This window comes from Streptomyces sp. NPDC050085 (assembly GCF_044460595.1).
Lineage (GTDB): Bacteria > Actinomycetota > Actinomycetes > Streptomycetales > Streptomycetaceae > Streptomyces.
Window position 1 is genome coordinate 786,441 of sequence record NZ_JBITJZ010000002.1, and the last position, 20,988, is coordinate 807,428.

The 20,988-nt window shown below is 72.3% G+C and carries 23 protein-coding genes; 9 read left to right on the forward strand and 14 right to left on the reverse strand.

All coding sequences use genetic code 11. The features are described 5' to 3' along the window. Nucleotides 1-14 precede the first annotated feature (14 nt). Nucleotides 15-674: a tRNA (adenosine(37)-N6)-threonylcarbamoyltransferase complex dimerization subunit type 1 TsaB gene (gene tsaB / locus ACIBUY_RS11915; RefSeq protein ID WP_365570161.1), complete on the reverse strand. Its 660-nt coding sequence runs from the start codon at nucleotides 672-674 to the stop codon at nucleotides 15-17. A gap of 126 nt (nucleotides 675-800) precedes the next feature. Here tsaB and ACIBUY_RS11920 point away from each other — a divergent pair, with 126 nt between their 5' ends. Further along, nucleotides 801-1,355, forward strand: a complete 555-nt coding sequence (locus tag ACIBUY_RS11920; RefSeq protein WP_399152491.1) for a hypothetical protein — start codon at nucleotides 801-803, stop codon at nucleotides 1,353-1,355. Nucleotides 1,356-1,703: 348 nt separating this feature from the next. Here the strand turns inward: ACIBUY_RS11920 and tsaE are convergent, their stop codons facing one another. From tsaE to ACIBUY_RS11940, 4 genes are all read right to left on the reverse strand, one after another. After that, the gene (tsaE, locus tag ACIBUY_RS11925; protein WP_399152492.1) at nucleotides 1,704-2,249 is read right to left on the reverse strand and encodes a tRNA (adenosine(37)-N6)-threonylcarbamoyltransferase complex ATPase subunit type 1 TsaE; all 546 of its coding nucleotides are present in this window, start codon (nucleotides 2,247-2,249) and stop codon (nucleotides 1,704-1,706) included. After that, nucleotides 2,212-3,444 carry an alpha/beta hydrolase gene (locus ACIBUY_RS11930; protein WP_365570170.1) on the reverse strand — a complete coding sequence of 411 codons (1,233 nt, stop codon included), beginning with the start codon at nucleotides 3,442-3,444 and terminating at the stop codon, nucleotides 2,212-2,214. Before ACIBUY_RS11930 ends, tsaE begins: the two co-directional genes overlap by 38 nt. 122 nt (nucleotides 3,445-3,566) lie before the next feature. Beyond that, nucleotides 3,567-4,715 (reverse strand): alanine racemase, encoded by a 1,149-nt coding sequence (gene alr, locus ACIBUY_RS11935; RefSeq protein ID WP_365570173.1) that lies wholly within the window; start codon nucleotides 4,713-4,715, stop codon nucleotides 3,567-3,569. Nucleotides 4,716-4,774: 59 nt separating this feature from the next. Next, nucleotides 4,775-5,689 carry a L,D-transpeptidase family protein gene (locus tag ACIBUY_RS11940; protein ID WP_399152493.1) on the reverse strand — a complete coding sequence of 305 codons (915 nt, stop codon included), beginning with the start codon at nucleotides 5,687-5,689 and terminating at the stop codon, nucleotides 4,775-4,777. Between the two features lie 141 nt (nucleotides 5,690-5,830). On the opposite strand from ACIBUY_RS11940, the gene ACIBUY_RS11945 reads away from it, so the two are divergent. The 3 genes from ACIBUY_RS11945 to ACIBUY_RS11955 are packed head-to-tail and all read left to right on the forward strand — an operon-like array spanning nucleotide 5,831 to nucleotide 8,677. Beyond that, the gene (locus tag ACIBUY_RS11945) at nucleotides 5,831-6,412 is read left to right on the forward strand and encodes a TetR-like C-terminal domain-containing protein (RefSeq protein ID WP_365570274.1); all 582 of its coding nucleotides are present in this window, start codon (nucleotides 5,831-5,833) and stop codon (nucleotides 6,410-6,412) included. Beyond that, a complete protein-coding gene (locus tag ACIBUY_RS11950) occupies nucleotides 6,409-7,242 on the forward strand; it encodes an alpha/beta fold hydrolase (protein ID WP_399152494.1) in 834 nt (277 codons plus the stop codon). Before ACIBUY_RS11945 ends, ACIBUY_RS11950 begins: the two co-directional genes overlap by 4 nt. A 1-nt stretch (nucleotide 7,243) precedes the next feature. Then, entirely contained in the window at nucleotides 7,244-8,677 is a 1,434-nt protein-coding gene (locus ACIBUY_RS11955; protein ID WP_399152495.1) for an NAD(P)H-hydrate dehydratase, read from the forward strand. 40 nt (nucleotides 8,678-8,717) lie between these two features. Here the strand turns inward: ACIBUY_RS11955 and ACIBUY_RS11960 are convergent, their stop codons facing one another. Next, nucleotides 8,718-9,275, reverse strand: coding sequence for a hypothetical protein (locus tag ACIBUY_RS11960; protein WP_399152496.1), 558 nt, complete (start codon nucleotides 9,273-9,275; stop codon nucleotides 8,718-8,720). Between the two features lie 63 nt (nucleotides 9,276-9,338). Next, the gene (locus tag ACIBUY_RS11965; RefSeq protein WP_365570188.1) at nucleotides 9,339-9,710 is read right to left on the reverse strand and encodes a holo-ACP synthase; all 372 of its coding nucleotides are present in this window, start codon (nucleotides 9,708-9,710) and stop codon (nucleotides 9,339-9,341) included. Between the two features lie 103 nt (nucleotides 9,711-9,813). On the opposite strand from ACIBUY_RS11965, the gene ACIBUY_RS11970 reads away from it, so the two are divergent. Then, nucleotides 9,814-10,005 (forward strand): Rv0909 family putative TA system antitoxin, encoded by a 192-nt coding sequence (locus ACIBUY_RS11970; protein WP_365570191.1) that lies wholly within the window; start codon nucleotides 9,814-9,816, stop codon nucleotides 10,003-10,005. Between the two features lie 114 nt (nucleotides 10,006-10,119). Here the strand turns inward: ACIBUY_RS11970 and glmS are convergent, their stop codons facing one another. Continuing rightward, complete coding sequence (glmS, locus tag ACIBUY_RS11975) at nucleotides 10,120-11,961, reverse strand: glutamine--fructose-6-phosphate transaminase (isomerizing) (protein ID WP_365570194.1); 1,842 nt, start codon at nucleotides 11,959-11,961, stop codon at nucleotides 10,120-10,122. A gap of 105 nt (nucleotides 11,962-12,066) precedes the next feature. On the opposite strand from glmS, the gene coaA reads away from it, so the two are divergent. Next, nucleotides 12,067-13,065, forward strand: a complete 999-nt coding sequence (gene coaA / locus ACIBUY_RS11980) for a type I pantothenate kinase (protein ID WP_365570197.1) — start codon at nucleotides 12,067-12,069, stop codon at nucleotides 13,063-13,065. Nucleotides 13,066-13,100: 35 nt separating this feature from the next. Beyond that, nucleotides 13,101-14,051, forward strand: coding sequence for a DUF389 domain-containing protein (locus ACIBUY_RS11985; RefSeq protein ID WP_399152497.1), 951 nt, complete (start codon nucleotides 13,101-13,103; stop codon nucleotides 14,049-14,051). Here the strand turns inward: ACIBUY_RS11985 and glmM are convergent. From glmM to ACIBUY_RS12005, 4 genes are all read right to left on the reverse strand, one after another. After that, nucleotides 14,048-15,406: a phosphoglucosamine mutase gene (glmM, locus tag ACIBUY_RS11990; RefSeq protein ID WP_365570202.1), complete on the reverse strand. Its 1,359-nt coding sequence runs from the start codon at nucleotides 15,404-15,406 to the stop codon at nucleotides 14,048-14,050. The genes ACIBUY_RS11985 and glmM overlap by 4 nt on opposite strands. Before the next feature lie 137 nt (nucleotides 15,407-15,543). Then, nucleotides 15,544-16,059, reverse strand: coding sequence for a 30S ribosomal protein S9 (gene rpsI, locus ACIBUY_RS11995; protein WP_111663862.1), 516 nt, complete (start codon nucleotides 16,057-16,059; stop codon nucleotides 15,544-15,546). Between the two features lie 42 nt (nucleotides 16,060-16,101). Next, entirely contained in the window at nucleotides 16,102-16,545 is a 444-nt protein-coding gene (gene rplM, locus ACIBUY_RS12000) for a 50S ribosomal protein L13 (protein WP_026245381.1), read from the reverse strand. Nucleotides 16,546-16,721: 176 nt separating this feature from the next. Further along, the gene (locus ACIBUY_RS12005; protein ID WP_399152498.1) at nucleotides 16,722-17,951 is read right to left on the reverse strand and encodes a glycosyltransferase 87 family protein; all 1,230 of its coding nucleotides are present in this window, start codon (nucleotides 17,949-17,951) and stop codon (nucleotides 16,722-16,724) included. An 87-nt stretch (nucleotides 17,952-18,038) separates the two neighbouring features. Between ACIBUY_RS12005 and ACIBUY_RS12010 the strand changes: the two genes are divergently transcribed. After that, nucleotides 18,039-18,887, forward strand: coding sequence for a hypothetical protein (locus tag ACIBUY_RS12010; protein ID WP_365570210.1), 849 nt, complete (start codon nucleotides 18,039-18,041; stop codon nucleotides 18,885-18,887). 29 nt (nucleotides 18,888-18,916) lie between these two features. On the opposite strand, the gene truA is transcribed toward ACIBUY_RS12010, so the two are convergent. After that, entirely contained in the window at nucleotides 18,917-19,771 is an 855-nt protein-coding gene (gene truA, locus ACIBUY_RS12015; protein ID WP_399152499.1) for a tRNA pseudouridine(38-40) synthase TruA, read from the reverse strand. Between the two features lie 148 nt (nucleotides 19,772-19,919). Between truA and ACIBUY_RS12020 the strand changes: the two genes are divergently transcribed. Then, on the forward strand, nucleotides 19,920-20,369 hold the full coding sequence (locus ACIBUY_RS12020; protein ID WP_365570216.1) for a peptidoglycan-binding domain-containing protein: 450 nt from the start codon (nucleotides 19,920-19,922) through the stop codon (nucleotides 20,367-20,369). Between the two features lie 66 nt (nucleotides 20,370-20,435). On the opposite strand, the gene rplQ is transcribed toward ACIBUY_RS12020, so the two are convergent. Then, nucleotides 20,436-20,933: a 50S ribosomal protein L17 gene (gene rplQ / locus ACIBUY_RS12025; RefSeq protein WP_365570219.1), complete on the reverse strand. Its 498-nt coding sequence runs from the start codon at nucleotides 20,931-20,933 to the stop codon at nucleotides 20,436-20,438. Nucleotides 20,934-20,988: the final 55 nt, after the last annotated feature.

The following is a 20,988-nucleotide window of genomic DNA, read 5'->3' on the forward strand; positions in this document are numbered from 1 at the left end:
GGTGCCCACACTGGTCACTTGGGGGTGACCACCTTGTAGTTCTTGGGGACCTGGGCGTCGGGGCGGCGCAGGTACAGGGGCCGCGGTTCGAGGAGTTCCTCACCGGCGGCGAGCCGCTCCGCGGCGAGGGCGGCGAGCGCCGCGGCGGACACGTGCTCGGGCCCGTGCACGTCGGGGAACGTCTCCGGGTACAGCAGCGCGCCCGCGCCGACGGCGGGCAGCCCGGCCACCTGCTCGGCGATGTCGGCGGGCCGGTCGACGGCGGCGTCCGTGACCCGGGTCCGCGGATTCTCGAAGCGCGCCCAGTACACCTCCTTGCGCCGCGCGTCGGTGGCGACCACGAAGGGGCCTTCCACGGACGCCGACGCCTCGTAGGCGAGTCCGTCCAGGGTGCACACTCCGTGCACGGGCACACCGAGCGCGAACCCGAAGGTGTCGGCGGTCATCAGGCCGACGCGCAGTCCGGTGTACGGTCCCGGGCCCACGCCCACGACGATCCCGGTCACGGCGTCGAGCTTCACACCGGCCTCGGCGAGCACCCGGTCGACGGCGGGCAGCAGCAGCTCCCCGTGTCTGCGGGCGTCGACCTGACTCGACTCGGCGACGACGGCGGAGCCGTCGTGCAGGGCGACGGTGACGGCGGGGGTGGCGGTATCCAAGGCGAGCAACAGCACGCAAACAGCCTACGGCTCCCCAGGGGCTGACACGTCCGCGCTCGCGACAACCGGGGCGGGGCGGGCCCCGGTGCTACCGTCACGGGGAGCCTTCGCTGGGCTACGTACTTGAGAGGCAGGCACCTGGTGGCACGGAGCAGCACCGGATTCGTGACCGCGCTGACCGCGGGCGCGCTCGCCGTGGTCGGCTTCCTCGCGTACCAGGCGTCGGCGAACGCGCCGGCCGACCTCGGCAAGTCGAAGACCGGCACCTCCCCGTCCGCGTCGTCGTCCCGCTCCCCCAAGGAGAAGGCGGACCCGACGGCGCTGCCCGCGCAGTCGGGCAAGGGCGAGCGCGTCGTCTACTCGCTGGGCGGCGACCGAGTCTGGCTGGTCGGCGAGGACGGCAAGGCGCAGCGCACGTACAAGGTGACGCCCGGCACGGTCGATCCGTCGCCCGGCAAGTACGTGGTGGACTCGCGCTCCGGCTCCGTCACGGGCACGGACGGGAAGCCGATCGAGCACGTGGTGCGGTTCACGAGCGCCGCCGGGGTGGCGATCGGCTTCAGCGCCGCGGTGGACGGCTCGACGCCGGAGCCCGACCCGACGAAGGAGACGGGCGGCATCCGCGAGTCGCGGGCCGACGGCAAGGCGATGTGGGAGTTCGCGACGTACGGCCGCAGGGTCATCGTCGTCCCCTGATCAGCGGCCTAGGCGTGACGGGGTCGCCCCTTCGGATCGCGGCCCCGCGTCTCGCACCCCTGACGCGGCGGAGCCGGTGGTGGTGTCGACACCGCCCGCGCCGCGGCGCACGACGCCAGCAGATCGCGCATCGACACCCCGGGCACCGCGTCACGTTCCGAAGCCGGCATGTGCGCCTCCCGAGCAGGCGTGGTTAGGTAGACCTAACTAAGTCCGGTATCCATGTGACCACGCCGAACACGCACCGCGCAACACTTTGCCGACGCGTTGTCGGGATACGTACGCCCGAAGAGCCCCACGGGACCCGGCGGGCTCGGCCGCGGGGTCCCGTGGGGCTCGTCCGCGGCTTCAGCCGGTGAGGGATCCCAGGTCGGCGCTGCTCCAGCGGTCCCCGATCCCGTTCAGCGTGACCACCCGGATCTCGTCCGTGGTGTCGCCGGTCGCCCGGTCGATGATCACGTGCAGCCGGTCGTCGGACAGCTCCTCGACCTTGCCGTCGCCCCACTCCACGACGACCACCGAGTCCGGCAGGGACACGTCGAGGTCGAGGTCCTCCATCTCGTCGAGCCCGCCGCCCAGGCGGTACGCGTCCACGTGCACCAGGGCAGGCCCCTCGTCGAGCGGCGGGTGCACCCGGGCGATCACGAACGTCGGCGAGGTGACCGCGCCGCGCACGCCGAGCCCCGCGCCGAGGCCGCGGGTCAGCGTCGTCTTGCCGGCGCCGAGCTCCCCGGTGAGCATCACGAGGTCGCCCGGGCGCAGCTGTTTGGCCAGGGCCAGGCCCAACTCCCGCATTTCGTCCGGGGAGTTGACGGTGACCGTGACCGTGGAAACGGACGGGTCGGGGGTGGCGGGTTCAGCCGCCGGGCTGTGCGGTGCTGCCGGTGTCTCCATGGCTCCCCACGGTAGCGGCTGCGTCGCTGACTCCCGCACGGGCCAGTACGTCCGCGAGGCGGTCCGTGACGACCTCCGGGTGCTCCAGCATCACCAGGTGCCCGGCGTCGGGCACGAGCACGAACTCGGCCTCCGGCAGCAGCTCCGCGATCGCCTCGCTGTGCCCGCTCGGCGTCACCAGGTCCTGCTCCCCCGCGAGGACGAGGACGGGCAGCTCCACGAAGCGCGCGAGGGCGGCCGTCTTGTCGTGCTCCTGGAACGCCGGATAGAACTCGGCGACCACGTCGATCGGCGTGGACTCGATCATCCGCTCGGCGAACCGCGCGATCGCCGGGTCGACGTCCCGCGTCGCGAACGAGTACCGCTTGATGATCCCGGCGAACAGGTCGGCCGTCGCCCGCCGCCCCTTCTCGACGAGGTCGGCCCGCTGGCCGAGGGCCTTGAGCACGCCGGGCAGGACGCGCCGGATCGCGTTCACCCCGGCCACCGGCAGCCCGTAGTTGACCTCGCCGAGCTTCCCCGACGACGTACCCACAAGGGCCACGCCCGCGACGCGGTCGCGGATCAGCTCGGGGTACTGGTCGGCGAGCGCCATCACCGTCATGCCGCCCATGGAGTGGCCGACGAGCACCAGCGGGCCCTCGGGCGCGGCCGCGTCGAGCACCGCCTTGAGGTCGCCGCCGAGCCGGTCGATGGAGACGGGCACGCCGTCCTCGAGCTGCTCGGCGCCGCGGCCCGAACGGCCGTGGCTGCGCTGGTCCCAGTACACGCAGCGCACGACACCGCGCAGGGCGGCGCGCTGGAAGTGCCAGGAGTCCTGGTTCAGGCAGTAGCCGTGACTGAAGACCACGGTGACGGGCACGGGGGTCCTGCGGCCGAACAGGCGGCGCCTGCGCTGGCCCGTGCCGCCGTCCGGCTCGACCTCGTCGACCTCGTAGTACAGCTCGGTGCCGTCGGCGGCGCGGGCCCGGCCCGGCACGCCGCGCAGCGACCCGTAGGGCCCCGAGGCGTCGAGGGCGAGGCGGGCCTTGCGGCGCATGCCGCGGCCCACGGTCAGCCGCTCGACGGCGACACCGGCGGCGGCACCCGCGGCGACCACGCCTATCGCGGCGCCCGCGAGACCGGCCCGCCGCCAGTTCCCCGAAGCCGCGGCCTCGGCGACGGCCGCCGTCGCCTGTGCGCTGCTCTCGCTCACGTGCCGCTCCTCCTAAGGGATGCGGGTCCGCATCTCAGGTCGTCCGGTTCGTGCTTCGTCCACTCGTGTTCGTTCGCCCACGCCTGGCGCACCGGCGCTCGGTGCACCGACGCTTCATGCCCTCATGCTTCGTCCACATAGACGCGCGGCACTCGAGAACCGATCCGCGTGACGATCTCGTACGCGATGGTGCCCGCCGCGGCCGCCCAGTCCTCGGCGGTCGGCTCGCCCGCGTCGCCCGGGCCGAACAGCACCGCCTCGTCGCCCGCGGCCGGCTCGTCCCCGCCGAGGTCGACGACGAACTGGTCCATCGCGATCCGGCCCGCGACGGTGCGCCGCTTGCCGCCGATCAGGACCGGGCCCGTGCCGGAGGCGTGCCGCGGGATGCCGTCCGCGTAGCCGAGCGGGACCAGACCGAGGGTGGTCTCGCCCGGTGTGACGTAGTGATGCCCGTAACTGACGCCGAGTCCACCCGGTGCGTGCTTCACGAGGGCGAGGTTCGCCTTCAGCGTCATGACGGGGCGAAGCCCGTGGTCGGCGGGCGTGCCGAGCTCGGGGCTCGGCGAGATGCCGTACATGGCGATGCCGGGGCGGACGAGGTCGAAGTGGGTCTCGGGGAGGGTGAGCGTGCCCGGCGAGTTGGCGATGTGCCGCACTTCCGGAGTGACGCCCTCGCCCTCCGCATACGCCACCATCTCGCGGAAGCGGGTCAGCTGGGCGGCGATGGACGGGTGCCCCGGCTCGTCGGCGCACGCGAAGTGCGACCACAGGCCGGTCACGGTGACGAGCCCGTCCCGCTGCGCCTGAAGGGCCTCACGCACCAGCTCGGGCCAGTCGGCGGGCAGGCATCCGTTCCGCCCGAGTCCCGTGTCGGCCTTGAGCTGGATACGGGCCGTCCGCCCCAAGTCCCGTGCCGCGTCCACCACTTCGCGCAGCGCCCACAGGCCGCTGACCGACAGGTCGAGATCGGCCTCGATGCCCTCGCGCCAGGGCCCGCCGGGCACCCACAGCCAGCACATGATGCGGCCGGGCAGTCCCGCGGCCCGCAGCTCGAGCGCCTCCTCTGCGGTGGCGGTGCCGATCCACTCGGCGCCCGCCTCCTTGGCGGCGCGGGCCACCGGGATCATGCCGTGCCCGTACGCGTCCGCCTTCACCACGGCCATGAACGCGGCCCCCGGCGCATGCGCGCGCAGGGACCGCACATTGGCCTTCAGTGCGCCGAGGTCGATCTCGGCGCGGGCGCGGAGCGGGGCAGTCACGTTCTCGTTCATCGTGCGCCCAGTCTCTCAGAGCGGTCGGACAACCCCGCTGAGAGACCGGGCGGCCGCGCTCACGTCCCCGGCTTGCGGCCCCATACGTAGACGTTGTCGCCCTTCTTCAGCACGCCCCACAGCTTCTTGGCGTCGGCGAGCCGCATGTTCACGCAGCCGCGCGAACCGGGCGGGTTGTACACGCTGCCGTAGATGGCGTGGAAGGCCTGGCCGCGGCTGAAGAACTGGCTGTACGGCATGGGGGTGTTGTACAGCGTCGACCAGTGGTTCTTGTGCTTCCAGTAGACCTTGTGCCAGCCCGCGCGGGTGGCGAATCCGGCGCGGCCGCTGCGGATCGGCACCGGCCCGAAGACGACCTTCTTGCCCTTGCTCACCCACATCAGCTGACGCGGCAGGTCGACGCAGACGATCCGGTACGCGCGCGTGGGGCACTTCTTCGCCGCGTTCGGGTTCTTGCGGGCGGTCAGCCAGCGCATCCGCGACCAGGTGACGGGCCCGGCGAAGCCGATGTCCGGGCGGATGCCCTGCTTGGTCTGGAAGGCGCGGATCGCCTTGCAGTCGGCGGCGGACTGACGGCCGTCGGCCTTCAGCTTCAGCCAGCGCTCGACCTGGCGCTGGTAGGGACCGGCCTGCCGGGTGCAGGCGGGCGCCCGGCGCACCTCGCTGGGCGGCACGTACTCGACGAGCGCGTCGTCGGCCGCGACCGGCGGCTCGTACGGCTCGACGGCGTCCTCGGCGGCGCTCGGCGTGTACACGCGCGGCGGCAGCACCTGGTCCGGGGTGTCCCACTGCCACGGGTGGTACGGGGTGAGCGGAATGCCGGGCACGAGCGCCGGGCCCGCGGCGGGCGCCGAAGGAGCGACGGTGGCGGCGGACGACGGCGGTTCGGGGTCGGCGAGGGCCGGGCTCACCGGAAGCGCGGCGGCGAGCGCGAGCAGCGTCGCGAGACCTCCGCGTACGAAGGGGCTGGTCATGGGCCGAGGGAAACCCGGGCCGGGCCCGGGGCCGGTGCGCCGCGCGGCGGAGTCCCCCGAAAAGCCGTTGAGCAACCCAGCAGAACCTAGGTACCGTAAGCAAAAACCTAGGGGCATTAGGAAAGGCGGGGCGGACCCATGATGGCCAGGGCAGGGCTCACGCGGGAGCGGGTGGTGGCGGCCGCCGCCGATCTCGCCGACTCGGTCGGCTTCGAGCACATCACCGTCGCGGCGCTCGCCCGCGGCTTCGGCGTCAAGGACGCGAGCCTGTACGCGCACGTCAGGAACCTGTCGGACCTGCGCACCCAGGTCGCGATCCGGTCCGGACTCGACCTCGCCGACCGGATCGCGGACGCGCTCGCGGGCCGGGCGAAGCGGGACGCGCTGCTCGCCTTCGCGGACGCCTACCGCGACTTCGCCCTGAGCCACCCCGGCCGGTACGCGGCGACGCAGCAGCAGGACCTCGACCCGTCGGCGTTCGACGAACACCCGGGCCTGCGCCGCAACCTCACCTGTACGTACGCCCTGCTGCAGGGCTACGACCTGGCGGAGCCGGAGCTGACGGACGCGACGCGGCTGCTGCGCAGCACGTTCCACGGGTTCGTCAGCCTCGAACTCGCGGGAGGCTTCCGGCACTCCCGCGAACCGGACGCGAGCTGGCCGCACGTCGTCGAGGCGCTGCACATCGCCCTCAGCAACTGGCCGAAGGGAAAAGACAGTTGATCGCGACCCACGAGCTGCGCGTCCCCGGCGCGACGCTCCACTACGAGACCAGGGGCGCGGGTCCGCTGCTGCTCCTGCTGCCCGGCGCGGGCGGCGACGCGGCGGCCCTCGACCCGGTGGCCGACCGCCTCGCGGACACCTTCACGGTGCTCACGCACGACCCGCGCGGCTACTCGCGCAGCACCCTGGACGGACCGCACACCGAGCAGCGGGTGGCGACCCACGCGGACGACGCGCTGCGCCTGCTGGACGCGGTCGCGCCCGGCGAAGTCGCCCACGTGGCAGGCGCGTCCAGCGGCGCGATCGTCGCCCTCGACCTCCTGGCCCGCCACCCGGACAGGCTGCGCAGGGTGCTGGCGCACGAGCCGCCGTCGTGGAGCGTGCTGCCGGACGCGGCCGAGCAGCTGGCGTTCTTCCAGGACGTGTACGAGACCTTGGCGGCCGAGGGCCTCCAGGCGGCGGGCGCGCGCTTCATGAAGGGGGTCGGCCCGGTGCTGCTGCCGCGGCCGGATCACGGCCAACTCACGGAGCGCGCAAGGGAGTCCGGCGCACGCATGCTGGCGAACGCACCGCTCGCGATCCGCTACGAGCACCGCAGCTTCGCGGCGTACGCACCCGATCTGGACGCCCTCGCGCAGGCGGCGGGCCGGTTGGTCCTGGCGGCGGGCACGGCGACCAGGGGCCATCTCCCGTACCGCCCGGCGGCGCTCATGGCGGACCGCCTCGGCCTGCCCCTCACGGAATTCCCCGGGGCGCACAACGGCTGGTCGACGCACCCCGCCGAGACGGCCGACCTGCTGCGCGCGCACCTTGTGGGGGACACTCGATGACATGCGCACTGCCTACGACGTGGAGACGGTCAGGTCCGCCGAGCGCGCACTGATGGCGCGGCTGCCGGAGGGCGCCCTGATGCAGCGGGCGGCCGCCGGACTCGCCGCCGCCTGCGCGGACCTGCTCGGCAAGGTGTACGGAGCGCGGATCGCGCTGCTCGTCGGCTCCGGGGACAACGGCGGCGACGCCCTGTACGCGGGTGCGCGCCTGGCCCGGCGCGGCGCGGGCGTCACGGCGCTGCTCCTGTCGCCGGAGCGGGCCCACGCGGGCGGCCTGGCGGCGCTGCGGGCGGCGGGCGGCAGAGCGCTCGACGCGGAGTCCGCGGCCGCGCCCGCGACGGTGGCCGGGGCCGACCTGGTCATGGACGGCATCGTGGGCATCGGCGGCAAGGGCGGCCTGCGCCCCCGCGCGGCCGAACTGGCCGCTGCCGCCAGGGGGCTCGTCGTCGCCGTCGACCTGCCGAGCGGCGTGGACGCGGACTCGGGCCTGGTGCGCGGCGAAGCGGTGCGGGCGGATGCGACGGTCACGTTCGGCGCGTACAAGCCGGGGCTGCTGATCGACCCGGCGCACACGTACGCGGGGGCGCTGCGCCTGGTCGACATCGGCCTCGAACTCCGCGCCCCAGACGCCGGGTTGGCGGCGCTCCAGCACGACGACCTGGCGGCGCTGCTGCCCCGGCCGACCGGCGAGAGCGACAAGTACCGGCGGGGCGTGGTCGGCCTCGTCGCGGGCTCGGCGCGCTACCCGGGGGCCGCGGTCCTGGCCGCGGCCGGCGCCCTGCACGGCGGCGCGGGCGCGATCCGTTACGTGGGCCCGGCGGCGGACGCGGTCCTGTCCCGCTTCCCCGAGGCCCTGGTGTCGGCCGGCCCCCCGGCGAAGGCGGGCCGCGTCCAGGCCTGGGTGATCGGCCCCGGCCTCGGCGACGACGCGTCGGGCCTCGCGGACGTCCTGGCCTCGGACGTGCCGGTCCTCATCGACGCGGACGGCCTCCGCCTCGCGGACCCGGCGGCGGTGCGGGCCCGTACGGCGCCCACGGTCCTGACCCCGCACGCCGGGGAGGCGGCGGCTCTCCTCGGCACCGCCCGGGAGCAGGTCGAGGCCGAACGCCTGTCGTCCGTACGGGAGTTGGCGGCGCGCTACGGGGCGACGGTCCTCCTCAAGGGTTCGACGACCCTGATCGCGCCCCCGGACGGCTCGGCCCCGGTCCGCGTGAACCCCACGGGCACGCCCTGGCTCGCCACCGCGGGCAGCGGCGACGTCCTGTCGGGTCTGACGGGGTCGCTGCTCGCGGCGGGCCTGCGCCCGCTCGACGCGGCGTCGGCGGGCGCGTACCTGCACGGCCTCGCCGCCCGCCTCGCGGCGGACGGGGCACCGGTGTCGGCACAGGACGTGGCCCGGGCCGTCCCAGCGGCCTGGCGCGACGTGCGGCGCTAGGGCGTGTCCGCAAAGCCCCTTTCGACGCAGCCCTGGCCGCTCAGCCCGCCGCGTCCGCGTGCTCCTTGAGAAAAGCGCCCGCGTGCGCGGCAGCCTCTTCCCGCGTCTCATACGCGGCCGCACCCTCGGCCGCGCTGCGCACGCCGTCGGCGCCCACCCCCGCCCAGGTCCAGCCACCGGGTTCGGCCCGCACCAACTCGGCGCTCCCGCCGAACAGTTGAAGCCGGTCCGCCCGGGCCGTCTGGCGCCCGACGGCCTCCGGCCACTTCTTGCGAGCACCCTGCCGCGTGATGCCCCAGGCCGCGCCCAGCTGCTCGTAACTCGCCCCGTACGCACCGGCCGTGGCCGCCGCGTGCGCCGTCAGCCGCTTGACCTCGGCGTCGACGACCTTCCACGTGGCCAGCACGGACAGCGTCACCGCCACCGGCTCCGCGTCCCACATCCGCTCGGCGGGAAGCCCGGTCTCCCGCGAGCGAAGGGCGGCGGCCAGCGGATTCAGTGCGTCGTAGAGGGCCTTCTCGAGGCTCGCCCGTTCGTCGGAGGTGATCCCGGAGGCAGTCCCAGAGGTGATCTCAGAGGTGATCTCAGCAGGCGTCATACGACAACCATAGTTCACGGGAGCCCATCCCGGTAACTAAAGTTACCCCTCTGCTAGCTAAAGTTACCCCTCCGCCACCACCACCGCGGACGCCACCCCCGCGTCATGACTCAGCGACACGTGGAACCCCGAGACGCCCAGCTCCGCCGCCCGCGCGGCCACCGTCCCCGTCACCCGCAGCCGCGGCTGCCCGCTCTCCTCGACGAACACCTCCGCGTCGGTCCAGCGCAGCCCCGCAGGCGCCCCCAGCGCCTTCGCCACCGCCTCCTTGGCCGCGAACCGGGCCGCCAGAGAGGCGACCCCGCGCCGCCCGCCGCCCGGCAGCAGCAGCTCACCCGGCAGGAAAAGGCGCTCGGCCATCCCGGGCGTACGCTCCAGCGACGCCGCGAACCGCTCGATCTCGGCCACGTCGATACCGACCCCGATGATGCTCATGCCGTGCACCTTACGGTCCGTAGCGACTCGTGGTGCGCCGGTGTGGGCGTCGGCGTAGCGTCGTGCCCCAGGGGGATACCGGGACACCGGAAGGAGCCCCTCGATGGGCGCATTCGACAAGTTCAAGGACCAGGCGCAGGAGAAGGCCGGACAGATCTCCGACAGCCTCGAGGAAGAGATCAACGAGAAGACCGGCGGCAAGTTCGCCGACAAGGTCGACAAGGCCCAGAACACGGCCGAGAAGGCCGTCGGCATGAACCGCGAGCAGAAGCCCGACGAGCAGCAGGGCGCCTGACCGGAAGCCCGGAAGACCCGGAGGGCGGCAACTCCCGTACACAACGGACGAGTTGCCGCCCTCTGCCACGTACTACGTACTACGTCCTCCAGCACCTCATACGGAGCAGGTGCCCTACTCCACCGTCACCGACTTCGCCAGGTTCCGCGGCTGGTCCACCTCGTTGCCCCGCGCCGTCGCCAGCTCGCACGCGAACACCTGCAGCGGCACCGTCGCGACCAGCGGCTGGAGCAGCGTCGGCGTCACCGGCACCCGCACCAGGTGGTCCGCGTACGGCACCACGGCCTCGTCGCCCTCCTCGGCGATGACGATGGTCAGCGCCCCGCGCGCCCTGATCTCCTGGATGTTGGAGACGATCTTGTCGTGCAGGACGGACCGGCCGCGCGGCGAAGGCACCACCACGACGACCGGCAGCCCCTCCTCGATCAGCGCGATCGGCCCGTGCTTGAGCTCACCGGCCGCGAAGCCCTCGGCGTGCATGTACGCCAGCTCCTTCAGCTTCAGCGCACCCTCGAGCGCCACGGGATACCCGACGTGCCGCCCGAGGAACAGCACCGTGTCGTGCGCGGCCAGCGACCGCGCCAGCTCCCGCACCGGCTCCATCGTCTCCAGGACCCGCTCGACCTCCTCGCCGATGCGCGACAGGTCCCGTACGACCGCGAGGATCTCGTCGGCCCACTTGGTACCCCGCACCTGCCCGAGGTACAGCGCCACCAGGTAGCAGGCGACGAGCTGCGTCAGAAAGGCCTTGGTCGACGCGACCGCGACCTCGGGGCCGGCGTGCGTGTAGAGCACGGCGTCCGACTCGCGCGGGATCGTCGACCCGTTCGTGTTGCAGATGGCGAGCACCGTGGCGCCCTGCTCCCGCGCGTGCCGCAGCGCCATCAGCGTGTCCATCGTCTCGCCGGACTGGGAGATGGCGATCACCAACGACCGCGCATCCAGAATCGGGTCCCGGTAGCGGAACTCGCTCGCGAGCTCCACCTCGCACGGGATCCGCGTCCAGTGCTCGATGGCGTACTTGGCGATCAGCCCGGCGTGGAAAGCCGTCCCGCACGCCACGATCACGACCTTGTCGACCATCCGCAGCACCTGCGTCGGGATGCGCAGCTCGTCGAGCGTGAGCTGCCCCTCGGCGCCGATCCGCCCGAGGAGGGTGTCGGCCACGGCCTTCGGCTGCTCGGCGATCTCCTTGAGCATGAAGTAGTCGTAGCCGCCCTTCTCGGCGGCCGAGGCGTCCCAGTCGACGTGGTAGTGCCGCACGTCGGCGGCCCGCCCGTCGAAGTCCGTCACCGTCACCGCGTCCGGGCGCAGCTCGACGACCTGGTCCTGACCCAGCTCGATGGCCGACCGGGTGTGGGCGATGAAGGCGGCCACGTCCGAGGCCAGGAACGCCTCGCCCTCCCCCACGCCGACCACGAGCGGCGAGTTCCGGCGGGCACCCACCACCACGTCCGGGGCGTCCGCGTGCGCCGCGACCAGCGTGAACGCGCCCTCCAGACGGCGGCACACGCTCCGCATCGCCTCCGCCAGGTCCCCCGAGAACTCCTCGGCCAGCAGGTGCGCCACGACCTCGGTGTCCGTCTCGGAGGTCAGTTCGTGCCCGCGCTCGGCGAGCTCGGCACGCAGGGCGGCGAAGTTCTCGATGATGCCGTTGTGGACGACGGCGACCCGGCCCGCGTTGTCCAGGTGCGGGTGCGCGTTGGCGTCCGTGGGGCCGCCGTGGGTGGCCCAGCGGGTGTGCCCGATGCCGGTGGCGCCGGCCGGGAGCGGCCGGTCGACCAGTTCCTTCTCCAGGTTGGCGAGCTTGCCCGCCTTCCTCGCGGAGGCCAGGGCACCGTCCGCGAGCACGGCCACACCGGCCGAGTCGTAGCCCCGGTACTCCAACCGCTTCAGACCCGCCAGGACGACGTCGAGAGCCGACTGTGAACCTACGTATCCCACGATTCCGCACATAAAACGCAGCCTAGGGCCGCACCCCCGCCGCGCAGGAGAGGCGTCGCCGGGCGCGCGTGACGCACCCCACGCCCCGCCCCGTCCACACAGCCGTAACAATGGACTGTGATCTCTCCGGTCTCCGAGCCCACGCGGAGCGCCCACCGGCACAAGCCGGAGGCGACTCCCTACGTCGACCTCACCCGCTCCGAGTGGAGCGCCCTGCGCGACAAGACGCCGCTGCCGCTGTCCGCCGAGGAGGTGGAGAAGCTGCGCGGCCTCGGCGACGTCATCGACCTCGACGAGGTGCGCGACATCTATCTGCCGCTGTCCCGGCTCCTCAACCTGTACGTCGGCGCGACCGACGGCCTGCGCGGCGCGCTCAACACGTTCCTCGGGGACACCGGCAAGAACGCGGCCCAGCCCGGCACCCCCTTCGTCATAGGAGTCGCCGGCTCCGTCGCCGTCGGCAAGTCCACGGTGGCCCGCCTCCTGCAGGCCCTGCTGTCGCGCTGGCCCGAGCACCCGCGCGTCGAGCGGGTCACCACGGACGGGTTCCTGCTCCCCACCAAGGAGTTGGAGGCCCGCGGCCTGATGTCCAGGAAGGGCTTCCCCGAGTCGTACGACCGCCGGGCCCTGACCCGGTTCGTCGCCGACATCAAGGCGGGCAAGGACGAGGTGACGGCCCCCGTCTACTCGCACCTGATCTACGACATCGTGCCCGACCAGAAGCTCGTGGTGCGCCGCCCCGACATCCTCATCGTCGAGGGCCTGAACGTGCTGCAGCCCGCCCTGCCCGGCAAGGACGGCCGCACCCGCGTCGGCCTCGCCGACTACTTCGACTTCAGCGTGTACGTGGACGCGCGCGCCGAGGACATCGAGGCCTGGTACCTCAACCGCTTCCGCAAGCTGCGCGCCACCGCCTTCCAGGACCCGTCCTCGTACTTCCGCAAGTACACGCAGGTCTCCGAGGAAGAAGCGCTCGACTACGCCCGGACGACCTGGCGCACCATCAACAAGGTGAACCTGCTGGAGAACGTGGCACCCACCCGCGGCCGCGCGGGCCTCGTCATCCGCAAGGGCCCCGACCACAAGGTGCAGCGGCTGCGGCTCCGCAAGCTCTGAACGCCCGGGTGCCGCGGGCCGGTTACCGTACGCCCATGCTGCATCTGCGTCTGATCACCCCGGCCGACAAGACGGACGCCGTGGTGCGCCTGATCGAGAGCACGATCGGCACCACGCATCTCGCGGTGGTGCCGGGCGCCGCCCGCAACCCGGCGGGCGATGTCGTGATGTGCGACGTCGCCCGCGAGGCCGGGGACGAACTCATCGGCGGGCTGCGGAAGTTGGACATCGACAAGGCGGGCTCGATCGCCGTCGAGAACATCGACCTGTCGCTGTCGCTGCGCGCCGACAAGGCGGAGGACGAGGCGCCGGGCGAGGGCGCGGACGCGGTCCTGTGGGAGCACCTCACCGACGTCACGCACGAGGAGTCGACGCTCACCATCACGTACGTGGCGTTCCTCGTCATCGCCACGATGATCGCGGCCTGCGGCGTCGTCCTGGACAACGCGATCCTGATCGTCGGCGCGATGGCGGTGGGCCCCGAGTTCGGGCCGCTCGCCGGGTTCTGCACGGCCCTGGTGCAGCGCGCCCCGCGCCTGGCGCTGCGCTCGCTGATCGCGCTGCTCGTCGGCTTCGCGGTGGCGATGGCGGTGACGGTGGGCTTCAGCCTCTTCATGGACGCGGTGGGCCTGTTCACCGAGAAGCAGTTGGAGGCGGACCGCCCCAACACGGGCTTCGTGTACGCGCCCGACTGGTTCTCGTTCGTGGTCGCCGTGCTCGCGGGCGCGGCCGGCACGCTCTCGCTCACCTCGGCGAAGTCGGGCGCCCTGGTGGGCGTGGCCATCTCGGTGACCACGGTGCCGGCGGCGGCCAACGCCGCGGTGGCTCTCTCCTACGGCGACATGGGCCAGACCTGGGGCTCCACGAACCAGCTCCTGCTGAACCTGCTCGGCATCGTCCTGGCCGGCACGCTCACGCTCCTCACCCAGAAGTACCTCTGGGCCAAGCAGCGCGAACGTACCGCCAGGAAACACCAACTCACTTAGCCGAGCGCCGACTTCACGACGTCGGCGAGGCGTCCGGCCACCGACCGGGCCTGCTCGATGTCCGCGGCCTCGACCATCACGCGCACCAGCGGCTCCGTGCCCGAGGGACGCAGCAGCACCCGCCCGGTCGCGCCCAGCTCGCGCTCGGCGTCGGCGACGGCGGAGGTCAGCTCGTCGGACGTCGTCACCCGGGACTTGTCGACGTCCGGCACGTTGATGAGCACCTGCGGCAGGCGCTCCATGACGGACGCGAGGTCCTTGAGGCTGCGGCCCGTCTGCGCGACCCGCGCCGCGAGCATCAGCCCGGTCAGCGTGCCGTCACCGGTCGTCGCGTGGTCGAGCACGATGACGTGGCCCGACTGCTCGCCGCCCAGGGCGAAGCCGTGCTCCTTCATCGACTCGAGCACGTACCGGTCGCCGACCGCGGTCTGCACGAAGGTGATGCCCTCGCGCTCCATGGCCAGCTTGAAGCCCAGGTTCGACATGACGGTCGCGACAACGGTGTCCTCGCGCAGGGCGCCGCGCTCGCGCATCGCGAGGGCCAGCACGCCGAGGATCTGGTCGCCGTCGACCTCGGAGCCCGTGTGGTCCACGGCGAGGCAGCGGTCCGCGTCCCCGTCGTGCGCGATGCCGAGGTCGGCCCCGTGCTCGACGACGGCGGCCTTGAGCAGGTCGAGGTGGGTCGAGCCGCACCCGTCGTTGATGTTCAGGCCGTCCGGCTCGGCGCCGATCGTGATGATCTCGGCACCGGCCCGCGCGAACGCCTCGGGCGAGACCCGGGCGGCCGCGCCGTGCGCCTCGTCCAGGACGATCTTCAGGCCGTCCAGCCGGTTCGGCAGGACGCCGATGAGGTGCGCGACATAGGCGTCGAGCCCCTCGTCGTACGACTTCACACGGCCGACGCCGGAACCCGTCGGGCGGTCCCAGGGGGCGCCCGTGCGGTGCTGCTCGTAGACGTCCTCGATGCGGTCCTCGAGGTCGTCGGCGAGCTTGTGGCCGCCGCGGGCGAAGAACTTGATGCCGTTGTCCGGCATCGCGTTGTGGCTCGCGGAGAGCATCACGCCGAGGTCGGCTCCCAGCGCACCGGTGAGATGCGCCACCGCGGGGGTGGGCAGCACACCGACGCGCAGGACGTCGACGCCGGCGCTGGCCAGGCCCGCGACCACCGCGGCCTCCAGGAACTCGCCGGAGGCACGCGGGTCACGCCCGACGACCGCCACGGGGCGGTGCCCCTCGAACGTGCCCGCCTCCGCGAGTACGTGCGCCGCGGCGACCGACAGGCCGAGCGCCAGCTCCGCCGTCAGGTCCGCGTTGGCGACGCCGCGCACGCCGTCCGTGCCGAAGAGTCGTCCCACTTGGTGTCCTCCACTGCTCATACCCGGGGGCCGACCCCCCGGACCCCCAGCCGACAAAACGGTCATCCATAAGCCGAACGCCCCGGCAGCACGCAATGTGCCGCCGGGGCGAACGGGTAAAGCAAGCAGGCAGCGATTTAGCGCTTGCTGTACTGCGGGGCCTTGCGGGCCTTCTTGAGACCGGCCTTCTTGCGCTCGACCGCACGGTCGTCACGCTTCAGGTAACCGGCCTTCTTCAGCGCCGGGCGGTTGTTGTCCACGTCCGCCTCGTTCAGCGCACGGGCCACGCCGAGGCGCAGGGCACCGGCCTGACCGGAGACGCCGCCACCCGAGATGCGGGCGATGACGTCGTAGCGGCCGTCGAGCTCGAGCACCTTGAAGGGCTCGTTGACTTCCTGCTGGTGGACCTTGTTCGGGAAGTAGTCCTCGAGCGTGCGCCCGTTGACCTTCCACTTGCCGGTGCCGGGCACGATGCGAACGCGCGCGATGGCGTTCTTGCGGCGGCCCAGGCCGGCGGCCGGCTGCGGGTCACCGAAGCGGGCGGGGTTGGACTCCGAGGTGTACTCGCCCTCGACAGGCGCGTCCGACTCGGTGGTGTAGCTCTCGACGTCGACGATCTCTTCGACCGGCGTCTCGGCGGTGGTCTCGGCCACGATGCTCCTCAGATTCTTTTCTGTCTTAGGGGGTGGCCGGAACTACTGCGCGACCTGGGTGATCTCGAACGGCACCGGCTGCTGGGCAGCGTGGGGGTGCTGGTCGCCCGAGTAGACCTTCAGCTTCGAAAGCATCTGACGGCCCAGGGTGTTCTTGGGGATCATGCCCTTGATGGCCTTCTCGACGGCCTTCTCCGGGTTGTTCGCCAGGAGGTCGTCGTAGCGCACGGAGCGCAGACCGCCCGGGTAACCGGAGTGGCGGTACGCCATCTTCTGGGTCTTCTTGTTGCCGGACAGGTGAACCTTGTCGGCGTTGATGATGACGACGAAGTCGCCCATGTCCATGTGCGGGGCATAGGTCGGCTTGTGCTTGCCACGGAGGAGGTTCGCGGCAGTGGTTGCCAGACGGCCCAGGACGACGTCCTGCGCGTCAATGACGTGCCACTGGCGAGTCACGTCGCCGGGCTTGGGGCTGTACGTACGCACTTCGCAGCCTTCTTCTTCAGTAGATGGGTGCTGAAACATGGCATCACTGAAGCGATCGTGCAGCTGGGGACGACAGTGCCGGGTTCAGCGCCCGTATGCCGTCCACTGGTAACTGCTCCAGGGAACCTACGTATGGGCTTCTCGTCTGAGAACGACCAAACCGATACGCATAACGACTAGGCAGAATACCCGCGCGGCCCCGGACGGGTCAAAACGCTGTCCGCCCTCGACTCCGGGACCAGGGTCTGCCCAGTCCCTTCCACGGTAACCGACCGCCGTCGCGCACAGCTCCGCGCGACCGTGACGGCCAGCACACACAGGGTCACGCAGTCCAGGAAGGCCCTGCGTACGCCGGTGTCCAGGTACGGCCAGGCAAGTCCCGGCAGCTGCGGAAGCAGGGCGCACCACAGCCACGGCGCACGCCCGGCGGCACCGTCGCGCAGCGCCCCGGCGAGCAGCAGCGGCACGACGACCAGGAGGTAGTGGTCGTAGGAGGGCCGGGAGACGAGGAAGGCGGAGAGCATCAGCATCACCGTGGTCTCGGACACGGCCCCCGCCCCGCGATCGCCCCGCCGCCACCGCCGCCACGCGCACCAGACCCCGGCCGCCGCCCCCGCCGCGGCGAGCAGCGTCGCCGGCCCCGCCGGAACGCCGAGCCGCGCGAGGACCGCGCCGGGCGATGCCTCGTAGAGCCGTACGAAGCTGTCGTCACCCCGCAGCAGGAAGGGCAGCGTGCGCGTGACGAAGCCCGCCGGGTCCGGCATCACGAGGGCCGCCGCCGCGGAGGCCACGACGGGCACGAGGACGAGCGCCGCGAGGCCTCCCCACCGGCGGGCAAGGACGAAGAGCAGGGCGACGGGCGCGAGCAGCGGCTTCAGCGCGAGCGCGAGGCCCAGCAGGACGCCCGCCCCGACCCAGCGGCCGCGCACCGCGAGCAGCAGGGCCCAGGGCAGCGCGGCGACGGCCGTCACCGTCCAGTTCCCGAGGGCGACCAGATGCGCGAAGGGCGCGAAGCCGACGGCGAGCGCGAGCAGCCCGTAGGCGGCGAACCGGCTGCGCCACGGCACCCCGTGCACCCGCAGCGCCCCCGCCCACCCGGCGACGAGCCCACCGGTCACCAGACACGGAACGGCCAGGCGCAGCACGGCAGTTGGCACGAGCGCCTGCGGCACGGCGGCGAGCACGGCGCTCGGGAAGTAGAGGAAGTGCCGGTCGGCGTACGGGGATCCGCCGGCCAGCCACGCCTTCGCGGCCCGCACGACGATCCCGTTGTCCATGCCCCCGCCGGGCGCCTTCAGGGCGGCATGGGCCGGGATCACGGCGAGCACGACGCCCAGCGCGCCCCACGCGGCGCGGGACGCGGGCCGCAACAACCAGGCAATGATGGGCGATTCGGCAGCTTTCACCCGGTTCACGGTAGATGGTTCCCACCCGTATCCGGCGTATCCCGGACCCCGTTCGACCCGTCCCGTCACCCGTCTAAGATGCGGCCCATGAGTTTCGGGCAGGGGGGACCCCAGTGGGGCCCCGGTGACAACGGGGGCGCCCCCGACTGGGCAGCGCTCGCCGAGGCCTCCGAGGCACGCGCGCGCAAGAAGCGCTGGCTGCTGATCGGCGGTGCCGTCGTCGCGACGCTGGCGGTCGGCTCGGTCGTGGCCTGGGGCGTGGTCTCCGCGAACAGCAACGACGAGGCCGGGAACAAGCCGGCCGACCAGCTGCCGAGCACCGCGGACATCCCCACCGAAGGCCGGACGCCGGGCCCGTCGTTCGAGGCGACGACCCCGCCGCCGCCGCTCGATCCGAACGACTTCATCGACAGCGCCGCCAAGGACAAGGCACCGCTCAGCGCGGACACCCTGTTCCCCGGCAAGACGCTGACGATCTCCGGGCGCACGTACAAGAAGGGCGCGACGGCCCGCACCACGAACTGCGCCTCCGTGGGCACGAAGGGCCTGTCCTCCGTCCTCAAGAAGAACGGCTGCACGCAGGTCATCCGCGCCACCTACTACAAGAGCGGCTCCGCGGTCACGATCGGCGTCGCCGTCTTCGACACCAAGGCGGCCGCCACCAAGGCCAAGGAACAGTACGACTTCGACGGCGCGGTCGTCTCCCTGTCCGGCTCCGGCGTGCCCGACTTCTGCCGTACGACGGTCTGCCGCCAGACCGCGAACGCCGTGGGCCGCTACGCGTACTTCACCAACGGCGGCCGGACGAACGGCTCGGACGCCACCAAGAAGGACACCGTCCTGTACGCCCTCGGCGACGACCTGCAGGAGTTCACGTTCCAGCAGATCAAGCGGCGCGGCGAGACGCAGGCCTCGGCGGCGGCGACCGCGGGCTGAACCCGGGCGGGCTCAGCAGCAGCCCCGCGTCAGCAGCAGCCCGCCCCCGGCAGCGTCCGCTTGTTCCGCGCCTCCTTGTTGCGCGCGGCCAGCAACTCGTCGGCGGGGTAACCGACTTCCTCCAGCGTCAGCCCGTGCGGGCGCACCACGTGCACGGCGGAGTCGCGCACCCCGGCGGCGAGCACCTTGCCCGGCCAGTCGCTGTCCCGGTGCCCGTCGCCCACGAACAGCAGCGCACCGATCAGCGAGCGCACCATGTTGTGGCAGAAGGCGTCGGCCCGCACGGTCGCGGTGATGATCCCGTCGTCCCCGCGCACGAGACTCAGCTCCTGCAGGGTCCGGATGGTGGTGGCCCCTTCACGCCGCTTGCAGTAGGCGGCGAAGTCGTGCTCGCCGAGCAGCTGCCGGGCGGCCGCGTTCATCGCGTCGACGTCCAACGGCCAGTCGTGCCACAGCACATGACCCCGCAACAGCGGATCGACGCCGCCGGGGTGATCGGTCACGCGGTACGCGTACCGCCGCCAGATCGCCGAGAACCGCGCGTTGAACCCGCTCGGCGCTTCCTTCGCCGACCACACCCGCACGTCCTTCGACAGCCGCCCGGCGAGCCGCTTGAGCAGCTTCTCCCCGTGCTCGGCCCACACGCTCTCCGGCAGATCGACATGCGCCACCTGCCCGCGCGCGTGCACCCCGGAATCGGTCCGCCCGGCCACCGTCAGCTCGTACGCCTGCGAGGACCGCGTCACGGTCCGCAGCGCGTCCTCGATCTCCCCCTGCACGGTCCGCCGCCCACCGGCCTGCTTCGCCCAGCCGGAGAAGTCGCGCCCGTCGTACGACAGATCAAGTCGTACGCGCACGAACCCGGCCGCCACCTCGTCCGTCACCGGAATATGCCTCCTGTCGCACTCTCGTCACCAAGGCACTGACGCCCTGTGACGTCCCGCCCGCAACTCCCGCGCCGCGGACGGCCGTCTCTCTCCCCGACATCGCGATCGCTCGACCGACCGAACCACCGACCGATCTGGGGGAACGATGAACAAGTGGACCACGCGCGGCGCCGCCGCCCTGACCGCCGCACTGCTCACCGCGGGCCTCACGGCCTGCGGCAGCTCCGCACCACAGCCCACCAACGAGGCCGCTGCCCAGTCCCTCGGCGACGTACGACCGATGATGGGCATCTCCGACATCGGGCCGGGCGCGACCGGATACGGCGTCAAGTGCGTTCAGGTGGCGGCCAATTGGTACCAGAGCCCGAGGATCACGGTGGACAGCGCCTTCGGCCCGGCGACCAAGGCCGCGGTCAAGCGCTACCAGCGCTCGCGGCACCTGACCGCCGACGGCGTGGTCGGCCCGAAGACCGGCCGGGCCATGACGAGCGACGTCCGCAAGTCCTACGAGATCGCCCACCACACCGGCGACCCGGCGGACACCAAGCCCTACCGGACCTGGCTCAGCCGCTGCAACGGCGTGATCCCCACCTGACGCGAACGGGCCCGCCCCGAAAACCCGGGGCGGGCCCATCCACGATCAGAACGTGCGAGGCGAACCTCAGGCGTCCTTGGACTCCTCGGCGGCCTCGGCCGGCTTGGCGTCCTCGACGACCTCGGCGGCCGGAGCGGCGGCCTCGGCGTCCTTGGCGGCACGCTTGGTGGCGGCCTCGGCCTCACCAGTGGCCTGCTGCGCGACCGTCAGGGCCTCGACCAGCTCGATGACAGCCATGGGCGCGTTGTCGCCACGACGGTTACCGATCTTGGTGATACGGGTGTAACCACCCGGACGGTTCTCGTAGCGCGGGGCGATCTCGGTGAAGAGCGTGTGCACGACGCTCTTGTCCGTGATGACCGTGAGCACCTGACGGCGGTTGTGAAGGTCGCCCTTCTTCGCCTTGGTGACCAGACGCTCCGCGTACGGGCGCAGACGACGGGCCTTGGCCTCGGTCGTCGTGATCTTGCCGTGCTCGAAGAGCGACTTCGCGAGGTTCGCGAGGAGCTGCTTCTCGTGCGCGGCGCTGCCGCCCAGACGGGCACCCTTAGCAGGCTTCGGCATGGTGTTTCTCCTAGGTGTCTGCCCCGGCCGTATCAGGTACCGGGGTCAGGGCCCC

Excerpts from the sequence above, each read along its gene's own strand:
- tsaE (WP_399152492.1), bottom strand. The coding sequence starts at position 2,249 with ATGGAGACACCGGCAGCACCGCACAGCCCGGCGGCTGAACCCGCCACC.
- alr (WP_365570173.1), bottom strand. The coding sequence starts at position 4,715 with ATGAACGAGAACGTGACTGCCCCGCTCCGCGCCCGCGCCGAGATCGAC.
- ACIBUY_RS11940 (WP_399152493.1), bottom strand. The coding sequence starts at position 5,689 with ATGACCAGCCCCTTCGTACGCGGAGGTCTCGCGACGCTGCTCGCGCTC.
- ACIBUY_RS11945 (WP_365570274.1), top strand. The coding sequence starts at position 5,831 with ATGGCCAGGGCAGGGCTCACGCGGGAGCGGGTGGTGGCGGCCGCCGCC.
- ACIBUY_RS11955 (WP_399152495.1), top strand. The coding sequence starts at position 7,244 with ATGCGCACTGCCTACGACGTGGAGACGGTCAGGTCCGCCGAGCGCGCA.
- ACIBUY_RS11960 (WP_399152496.1), bottom strand. The coding sequence starts at position 9,275 with ATGACGCCTGCTGAGATCACCTCTGAGATCACCTCTGGGACTGCCTCC.
- ACIBUY_RS11965 (WP_365570188.1), bottom strand. The coding sequence starts at position 9,710 with ATGAGCATCATCGGGGTCGGTATCGACGTGGCCGAGATCGAGCGGTTC.
- ACIBUY_RS11970 (WP_365570191.1), top strand. The coding sequence starts at position 9,814 with ATGGGCGCATTCGACAAGTTCAAGGACCAGGCGCAGGAGAAGGCCGGA.
- glmS (WP_365570194.1), bottom strand. The coding sequence starts at position 11,961 with ATGTGCGGAATCGTGGGATACGTAGGTTCACAGTCGGCTCTCGACGTC.
- ACIBUY_RS11985 (WP_399152497.1), top strand. The coding sequence starts at position 13,101 with ATGCTGCATCTGCGTCTGATCACCCCGGCCGACAAGACGGACGCCGTG.
- ACIBUY_RS12010 (WP_365570210.1), top strand. The coding sequence starts at position 18,039 with ATGAGTTTCGGGCAGGGGGGACCCCAGTGGGGCCCCGGTGACAACGGG.
- ACIBUY_RS12020 (WP_365570216.1), top strand. The coding sequence starts at position 19,920 with ATGAACAAGTGGACCACGCGCGGCGCCGCCGCCCTGACCGCCGCACTG.
- rplQ (WP_365570219.1), bottom strand. The coding sequence starts at position 20,933 with ATGCCGAAGCCTGCTAAGGGTGCCCGTCTGGGCGGCAGCGCCGCGCAC.